Annotated in this window: 8 protein-coding genes; 6 read left to right on the forward strand and 2 right to left on the reverse strand. The window is 38.9% G+C overall.

The annotated features are described in order from the left end of the window. Positions 1–168: 168 nt before the first annotated feature. The 4 genes from ccoG to AAEZ22_RS17515 are packed head-to-tail and all read left to right on the forward strand — an operon-like array spanning position 169 to position 3942. On the forward strand, positions 169–1599 hold the full coding sequence (gene ccoG / locus AAEZ22_RS17500; RefSeq protein WP_011326963.1) for a cytochrome c oxidase accessory protein CcoG: 1431 nt from the start codon (positions 169–171) through the stop codon (positions 1597–1599). A gap of 51 nt (positions 1600–1650) precedes the next feature. Beyond that, positions 1651–2625 (forward strand): serine/threonine protein kinase, encoded by a 975-nt coding sequence (locus tag AAEZ22_RS17505; protein ID WP_182684520.1) that lies wholly within the window; start codon positions 1651–1653, stop codon positions 2623–2625. Between the two features lie 34 nt (positions 2626–2659). Continuing rightward, positions 2660–3283, forward strand: a complete 624-nt coding sequence (locus tag AAEZ22_RS17510) for a thiol:disulfide interchange protein DsbA/DsbL (protein WP_192532392.1) — start codon at positions 2660–2662, stop codon at positions 3281–3283. Positions 3284–3303: 20 nt separating this feature from the next. Continuing rightward, positions 3304–3942 carry a thiol:disulfide interchange protein DsbA/DsbL gene (locus AAEZ22_RS17515; RefSeq protein WP_011326966.1) on the forward strand — a complete coding sequence of 213 codons (639 nt, stop codon included), beginning with the start codon at positions 3304–3306 and terminating at the stop codon, positions 3940–3942. Positions 3943–4005: 63 nt separating this feature from the next. Here AAEZ22_RS17515 and trmA read toward each other — a convergent pair whose 3' ends face one another. Next, the gene (gene trmA, locus AAEZ22_RS17520) at positions 4006–5109 is read right to left on the reverse strand and encodes a tRNA (uridine(54)-C5)-methyltransferase TrmA (protein WP_182684517.1); all 1104 of its coding nucleotides are present in this window, start codon (positions 5107–5109) and stop codon (positions 4006–4008) included. 167 nt (positions 5110–5276) lie between these two features. Here trmA and AAEZ22_RS17525 point away from each other — a divergent pair, with 167 nt between their 5' ends. Together AAEZ22_RS17525 and murI are read left to right on the forward strand one after the other, a co-directional pair. Then, positions 5277–6404, forward strand: a complete 1128-nt coding sequence (locus AAEZ22_RS17525) for a DUF5610 domain-containing protein (RefSeq protein ID WP_011326968.1) — start codon at positions 5277–5279, stop codon at positions 6402–6404. A gap of 77 nt (positions 6405–6481) precedes the next feature. Continuing rightward, positions 6482–7279, forward strand: coding sequence for a glutamate racemase (murI, locus tag AAEZ22_RS17530; RefSeq protein ID WP_011326969.1), 798 nt, complete (start codon positions 6482–6484; stop codon positions 7277–7279). Here murI and AAEZ22_RS17535 read toward each other — a convergent pair. After that, a complete protein-coding gene (locus tag AAEZ22_RS17535; RefSeq protein ID WP_350545000.1) occupies positions 7242–7721 on the reverse strand; it encodes an RNA recognition motif domain-containing protein in 480 nt (159 codons plus the stop codon). The genes murI and AAEZ22_RS17535 overlap by 38 nt on opposite strands. Between the last annotated feature and the right edge of the window lie 361 nt (positions 7722–8082).

Raw genomic sequence — 8082 nt, forward strand, 5'->3', positions numbered from 1 at the left:
AGGGATCACCGCTGTTAAAATTTGCGGTGGAAAGTGAGCTTTAGTGCTTGCTGTCCACCTCAGGGCGTGTTGTTATAAATATTATACGTAATAAGTACGTTATTACACTATAAGGTAAACCTTGAATATAGCTGAATTTTTATTTCCAAGCGGTGTTGAGGAACTTCGATGGACAAACAAATTAAAGTAAAAAATATACCAGTTGAAGTAAAGATTCAAAAGCCGGATCTTAGCGGGCAACAGGATCGGTTTAATCCACGTAATCGTATTTACGTGCGTGCTGTTAATGGCTTGCACCAACTTCTTAGGCAGCGAATTGGCTTTTTAGGTCTGTTGGCATTTATGTTGCTACCTTGGATAAATTTTAATGGTGAACAGGCCGTTTTATTTGATTTAATAGGTCAAAAATACAATATATTTGGTTTAACCCTGTGGCCGCAAGACTTTACCATACTCGCCTTTATTTTTATGTTGGCCGCATTTGCTTTGTTTTTGGTCACTACATTTTATGGACGAGTGTGGTGTGGTTATACCTGCCCACAAACAGTGTGGACCTTTACCTTTATTTGGTTTGAAGAAAAGTTTGAAGGTACGGCAAACCAACGTAAAAAGCTCGACCAACGAGCAATGGACTTTGATAAGTTTTGGCGCAAAACCGCTAAGCACACCAGTTGGATTTTATTTTCTTTATATACAGCAATTACATTTGTTGGTTACTTTACCCCTATTCGTGAGCTACTCCCTGACTTTGTTACCTTTAATGCCGGTAGCTATGCCTTAATGAGTATTATCTTTTTTGCTGCTTGTACATACGGTAATGCTGGGTGGATGCGCGAAATTATGTGTTTACATATTTGCCCATACTCACGTTTTCAGTCAGCCATGTTTGATAAAGATACCTATACAGTATCGTATGATGAAAAACGCGGTGAAAGCCGTGGCCCACGCTCGCGCAAAGTGGCACACCAAGATTTAGAAATAGGCGACTGTATTGACTGTAATTTATGCGTGCAAGTATGCCCAACCGGCATAGATATTCGTAATGGCTTACAAGCAGAGTGTATTAACTGTGGCGCTTGTATTGATGCATGTGATGGGGTGATGGATAAAATGAATTATCCACGCGGACTTATTTCTTATACCACTGAGCGAAACTTAGAAACGCCAGAGAATAAAACCAACCCACTGCGGGCAAAAATTATTGGTTATATAGTGATCCTGGTTATTTTAACCAGTGCCTTGGTTGCCAATATTGCGCTGCGTAAAACGATGGAATTTGATATTATTCGCGATCGTAATCAGTTATATAGGGTTGATTTTGAAGGGTTGGTAGAAAACACCTACACCTTAAAAGTGATCAACAAAGCGCAGTATGAGCAAACCTTTACAATTAAAGTGCAAGGGCTCGATAACTTTAAGTACATAGGTAAACAAACGTTTAGGGTTAACGCAGGGCAATCGCACAATGTGCCTTTATCACTGGTTATGGATCCGTATGACTTAAAAGCGCCAATGACAGAATTTAACTTTGTGCTATCGCCGGTAGGCGAGCCCGACAATCAAATATCACAGTCGAGTAACTTTTTTAAAGCGCGGTAAAGTTTAACAAAAAGCGGGGTGTTCCCCGCTTTTATTTTATATAAGAAGTGTATGAGTAAATTTAGCTTTATTGATTTAACCCCAGATCTAATTCTTGATGCCATAGAAAGCGTTGGTATTTATGTTGAGTCTGGTTTATTGGCATTAAATAGTTACGAAAATAGGGTGTATCAATTTGTAGCTGAAGGCGGAAAACGCTACGTTGTTAAATTTTATCGTCCAGAGCGTTGGAGCGAGGAGCAAATACAAGAAGAGCATGACTTTGCCTTTGAGCTAGCAGAGGCCGAAGTACCGGTTGTTGCGCCAATGGAATATAACGGGCAAAGCTTATTTGAACACCAAGGCTATTTATTTACTTTATTTCCAAGTGTTGGCGGGCGTTTATTTGAAGTCGATAACTTAGATCAACTTGATGTACTAGGGCGCTTAATTGGCAGAATGCATCAAGTTGCTAAAACAAAACCATTTACACAAAGGCCCACCCTAACCTGCGAAGAGTACTTACATACAGCAAAAGTTCATCTGCAAAAAAGTAACTTAGTACCTATGGGATTAGAAACTGCTTTTTATACCATTTTAGATTTGGTTATTAAGCAGGCTCAAACACAGTATACCAATGTAAAAACGATACGTTTGCATGGGGATTGCCATGCTGGCAATATATTATGGGCAGGCGATGCGTTAATGTTTGTTGATTTAGATGATAGTCGCCAGGGGCCACCCATTCAGGATCTATGGATGATGCTAAGTGGCGATCGACAAACGCAGCTGTTACAGTTAGATACCTTAGTAACCGCCTATGAAGAATTTTGTGATTTTGATCACTCGCAGCTTAAGTTGATCGAACCACTTCGAGCTATGCGTATCATCCATTATATGGGGTGGGTTGCAAAACGATGGAGCGATCCGGCTTTTGTGCGGAACTTTTCATGGTTTGCAGATGACAAATACTGGGAGCAACAAATTTTAGCACTTAAAGAGCAGCTTGCCGCATTGCAAGAAGCACCGCTAAAATTATTGCCATAACATTTTATTCAAAAATATGTACAACGAGAGACTAATGCTTAAAAAATTAAAACTGAGCCTACTACTTCTTTGTCTACCTTTTGCAGCACTTGCAGCAAACTTTGAAGTAGGTAATCAATATACAGTTATCAATATCGAAAAAAGTACTACACCACAAGTTACCGAATACTTTTCGTTTTATTGCCCGCATTGTTTTAAATTTGAACCGGTTGCACACGCAATTGAAGAAAACCTACCTGCAGGTGCGGTGTTTATAAAAAATCACGTTAACTTTTTAGGCGGCGTGTCGCCACAAACACAAAGTAATTTGAGCCTAGCGTATTTAGTTGCTAAAAAGCACGGGCAAGCTGATACGATTACAGATAAGATTTTTAAAAGTATTCATGTTCAGCGCGCACCACTGACTGAAATTAAAGATTTAAAAAAATTATTAGATATAAATGGCATTAGTAGCGATACGTTTGATCAAGATATTGCCAGTATGCCAATTATTGCAGCTGAACAAGCAATGCAAGATAAACAAAATAAATACTCAAAATTAGGTGCGTTAACAGGCGTTCCTACTTTTATTGTAAACGACAAATATAAAATCAATCTAAATACCATCAAGAGCCAAGAAGAGCTTGATGAGTTAGTTTCATTTTTACTCGCACTATAAATTTTTGGAGCCATATAATAATGATAAAATTAGTTAAAGCAGGTTTACTTGCTGTATTACTACCTTTCGCTGCAACAAGTTTTGCAGCAACCTTTGAGGAAGGTGTACATTATGAGGTTGTGTCTGAGCGCGCAACTAAAAAACCAGAAGTGAAAGAGTTTTTCTCATTTTACTGTCCTGCGTGTAATAACATGGAGCCACTGGTAGCCGAGATTAAACCAATGCTCGATAAAGGCGTAAAGTTTAAAAAGAGCCATGTTGATTTTGTTGGCGTACGCGATACCGAGCATCAACAAATGATCAGCCAAGCGTTAGCAACGGCTGAAGTGTTACCACAAAAAGATAAAATTATTGCGGCTATCTTTAGTCACATTCATACAAAGCGCGCAAATTTTAATGAATTAGCCGACGTAAAAGATGTGTTTGTAGCGCAAGGGGTTGATGGCGATAAGTTCGATAAGTTATTTAAAAGCTTTTCGGTACGTACATTAAGCTCAAAAATGAAGCGCGACCAAGACTACTTTAAAGAGAAAGGTGCATTGCGTGGCGTACCTACTTTTATCGTAAATGGTAAGTACAAACTACTTCTAGGTCGCGAATCGGGTATTAGCGAACCCGCAGATATCACTAAATTAATTAACTACTTAGCAAGCAAGTAAAGTTAAACCCATAAAAAAAGCTCCTAAGGAGCTTTTTTTATGGGTAATTTTTAGCTGGTTATTTTAAGTATTCTTTTTTTGTAAAAATACACCCGACTCAATATGGTGCGTATAAGGGAACTGATCAAAAATCGCAAAGCGTTTAACTTCATGGGTGCGGGTTAAGTGATCAAGGTCGCGCTCTAGTGTCTCTGGGTTACACGAAATATAAATAATACTTTCGTAATTTGCTACTAAGTCACACGTTAGGGTATCCATACCGGCACGTGGCGGATCAACTAAAATGGTTTGGCAATTGTAGCTATTTAAATCTATACCTTCTAAACGAGAAAAACTGCGTTCGCCATTCATGGCTTGAGTAAACTCTTCGCTCGACATACGAATAATATCTAAATTGTCTACCTTGTTTTGCGCTATATTGTACTGCGCTGAGTGTACCGACGACTTTGATATTTCGGTTGCTAGTACTTTATTAAACGAGCCCGCTAACGCAATAGAAAAGTTACCGTTACCACAATAAAGTTCAAGTAAATCATTTTTAAGTGGCTTACATAAGTCTTGCGCCCACTCTAGCATTTTAATGTTTACTTTGGCATTTGGCTGGGTAAAGCTGTTTTCTACCTGCTGATATATTAGTTCTTGGCCATTCACGTTTAAGCGTTCGGTAACGTAGTCATCACCAAGCATTTCTTTTTGTTTGCGGGCACGGCCAATAAAGTCAATTTTATACTTACTGCTTAACTTTTCTTTAAGCGCGTTAATTTCACTCAGCCAATGCTCATCAAGTGGCTTGTGATATAACAGACTCACTAAAATCTCACCGCTTAGCGTAGATAAGTAATCAATCTGAAATAGTTTACGACGCAAAATTTCACACGACTTTAAATTATCAATCATTACTTGCATCACTTCACCTACCAAAGGAGCGGCAGGGTCAAAGCTATCAACGCGAATTTTGTCTTTAGTTTGTTGATCAAACATTATATGAAACAGATCGTCACCATCGTGCCATACTCTAAACTCAGCGCGTTGGCGGTAGTTAATCGGCTCTGAGCTAAATACCTCAAGTTTATCCACACCAAAACGTTGAAATTGGGCAGCAATACGCTGTTCTTTTTCGCTTAACTGCGCATCGTACTGTGAGGTGTCTATTTTAATAACTGCCATTAACGCTATAACCTTATCTTTGAGAGCTGTTTATCGGCGCTATTGTAGGGAGCGAGATGTATTTGTCTAGTTTTGATGAAATATATATTGGTTTTTTTTTGAGCATCTAGCTACAGAAATAACTTACAGTGCCGATAAGTAAGGCAAGCATAGATAGGAGTCGGATCATGAAAATCGGTAACTTTGGCTTTGTTCCAAACCACAATATTAATAAATACGGTAATAAAGGGGCTTTACAGCAACCTACAATACAGTCGCCTCAAGATAACTATCAGCAGCGCGGTAAAGAACTTGCTGCCAAAGTGCTCGGTGACAAAATGGCTCAAGCTCTTGGCTTACCGATAAGCGAGCCGAAAAAAGATAAACCGCTTTTTGATTTTGATGAAATCGTTAAAAACGTTTTAGACTTTGTTACCAGTGCAGTACGTAAAGCAAAAGCCAATGGTGCCGACGATGAAAAACTCAAAGGTATGTTAGGTGATGCTCGAAAAGGTGTGCAAATAGGGATTGATGACGCGGTTGATGAATTAAAAGGCAATGGCGTGTTTAACGACGATATCGCACAGGGTATTAATAAATCTAAAGAAGGCATATTTAATGGCCTGGACAAATTTGAAGACGATTTATTTAATCCTAAACCCGCCAGTGTCTCTGTTAGCCAAGCTCAGTATGCAAGTTTAAGTAACAAAGCAGAATATAAATTTACTACCGCCGAAGGAGACGAAGTGAGTATTAGTTTTGCTGATGCTTATGAGTCACAATCAGCCAGTCGTTATCAGCAAAATGGGAATAGTGAATCTTTTGTAAGTGAGTCGTCGCAGTCTCGTGAGTTGTCATTTTCTATGTCGGTTAATGGCGATTTAAATGAGAATGAACAAAAGGCGATTAATGAGCTAATGGCTGACTTACAAAGTGTAAGTAGCACCTTTTTCAGTGGTGACTTAGATAAAGCATTTGAAGAGGCGCAAGCACTAAGCTTAGGCAACGAACAGCTGGTGGCTTTTTCAATGGATTTACGACAAACCAAAACAGTCGCTACAGTTAAAGGTTACGAAGAGTACAAGCCAGTTCCTGAAAAAGCAGTAGCTGATAAATTAGCGCCGTTTAACGACGACTTAAAAGCTGTGTTTAATAAAGCCACAGAGCTGGGCATACAAAACCAGTTATCGGGTATTGTGCAGTGGTTAAATCAAGATCAAGCAGAAATAGATAAATTGGTAGATTACACCAAAGCTATGTTCGAAAACCTTAATCAATTAAATGCAGCAACGGACGAGCTAGCCAATCAACAATAGTTGTACCACTAAACTACTTTCTTTTATAAAAATCACATGGCAAACTGCCGTTCTTAACTTAGAGTAAGGACAGTAGTTTGTCAGCGCACATAATGGTTTTTGATTCAGGTATTGGTGGTACTACGGTACTTGAACATATTCAGCAAAGTATTCCAGATGCGCAATACAGCTATTTTATGGATAATGCGCTATTGCCATACGGCGCTCAGTCACAGCAAACGATTATTAACCGCTTATGCGCACTCATTCACTTTATTAACCAGCAAGCGCTTAATGTAGATTTAATTGTTATTGCATGTAACACCGCCTCTACTTCTGCGCTTGGGGCAGTGCGCCAAATTACTACTATTCCTATAGTGGGGGTGGTACCGGCGATAAAACCTGCTGCGCAACTTACACAATCTAAACATATCGGCCTACTGGCAACTCCAGCAACTATATCAAGTCCCTATACGCGCACACTCATACAAGAACATACCAACAATATAGCAGTTAGCTTATATAGTAGCGTTGAACTAGTTACTTTAGCCGAGCGTCTGTTTTTCGAACAAAGTTTAGATACAACTAAACTGCACCAAGAACTCGATCGTTTAAACATAGATCAGTCTATAGATGTATTAGTATTAGGCTGTACGCATTTTCCTATTTTGGCAGAGCCGATTAGTCAGTACTTTAATAGGAAAGTGCAGCTACTTGATTCAGGTGCAGCGATTGCTAAGCGAGTTCATTACTTAATTAGCCAGCTTAATTTAACGAATAACAATATTGCAGATACAAAAAAGCCGCTGCAATATTATGCAACGGCTAGTGTGAGTAGTAAGTTAGCTGTAAAGCTAGTTACACTGATTGATCCGGCTCAGAACGAAGAGCGTTAGAATCATCTTCTTGTTTTTGTTTTGCTTCACGTACCTTTAAGGTACGTTGTTGGAACTCGCTATCGTTTAACTGCGCTATTGCATTGTCGGCATCAGCTTGCGCCATTTCAACAAAACCAAAGCCACGACGCTTACCTGTATTTTTGTCCTTTAATAAGCGAACGTTGAACACTTTGCCTTGCTCTTCAAATAAAGCACGTACCACACCTTCGTTTGCACGATAAGGAAGGTTACCAACATAAAGCGTTTTGGTTTTTACTTCGGCTTCTACTACACCGTCAGACGACCTCGCAGCAATAACAATACCACCAATGAGCAAACCAACAGCAAATAGTAGTGCAGGGTCTAACTCTAGGCTTTCAAGTGCGAACTTAACTATAACAAAACCAACAACAGCAAGAATAACTGAGAGGATAAAAGATTTTTGATCGGGTAATTTCATTTTGATCTACCAATAAACAGGAAATAAACATTAATTTAACATTGTGAACTTGCTATCTTAACGCCTTAATTCAACATAGCAATAAAATTTATAGTAAATAATATAAAACAGGGTGAAAAAGCATCGTTTTATACATGTTTTTATCATGTTTCACTTGCTATCGATTACATTTTGTTCGAACAGTAAAAAGATCTAAAAAAAGGCTTGATCTGTTTTCGGATCTCCCTATAATGCGACCCCACTGAGACGGGAAACGTCAACGCCTAGCGAGACGCGAACTACTCAGAGAGTTAAATAAAACTTCGGTTTTAAATCTTCCAAAAAGAAAGTTTAAAACAAAGTGTTGACTCGAAAAATAAAG

The organism is Pseudoalteromonas sp. 20-MNA-CIBAN-0454 (genome assembly GCF_040308685.1).
GTDB lineage: Bacteria > Pseudomonadota > Gammaproteobacteria > Enterobacterales > Alteromonadaceae > Pseudoalteromonas > Pseudoalteromonas nigrifaciens.